This is a genomic window from Vibrio sp. 2132-1, assembly GCF_033344315.1.
Genome location: NZ_JAWPON010000809.1, coordinates 1 through 530, shown reverse-complemented (window position 1 = coordinate 530; position 530 = coordinate 1). Strand labels below are relative to the sequence as shown.

The 530-nt window shown below is 48.9% G+C and carries 1 protein-coding gene; it reads right to left on the bottom strand.

Translation table 11 applies throughout. The features are described 5' to 3' along the window. The coding region (locus R8N47_RS28135; protein WP_318186472.1) for a flagellar biosynthetic protein FliR at window positions 1-530 on the bottom strand (530 nt) is incomplete at both ends.

Here is a 530-nt window from a genome sequence, read left to right as displayed (position 1 = left end):
GAGACGGTGCGGCGCGGTTCATCACACCAAAGCTGATGTTCGCCAACAGCATTGACACGATGGCAGGCAGCGCAAGTGCGAGAGAAGCCGCAAACATCCAACCAAACACATTGATCACGCCTTGTAGTGATAGGGCCGTGATGCCTGAGCCAACAGGCCACACCACAAAACTCTGAATAACGATGTCGATCACCAGTAAGTGCCCTTCTAGTGACAAAAAGAGTAAGGTCGAAAAAATCAAAAAGATACGGCCTAGAATCGCCACCGACAGACCATTCACAGGGTCGTTCATCATTGCCATACCCAAACCCATCTGCAAAGAAATGGTTTGGCCGAGCATGGTGAACACGTTAAACAGCATGTGCAGAATCAGACCGAACATCACCCCCCAAATCGCTTGCTCAAATGCCAGAAACAAAGAGGTTAATGAGAAGAGTTCAACCGTAGGCATTGTTGGCATTAATGGCGCTGTGATGACAACGATAGAGAGTGCTAATAAGCTGCGAACCCAAATCGGAATCAACGCGTCA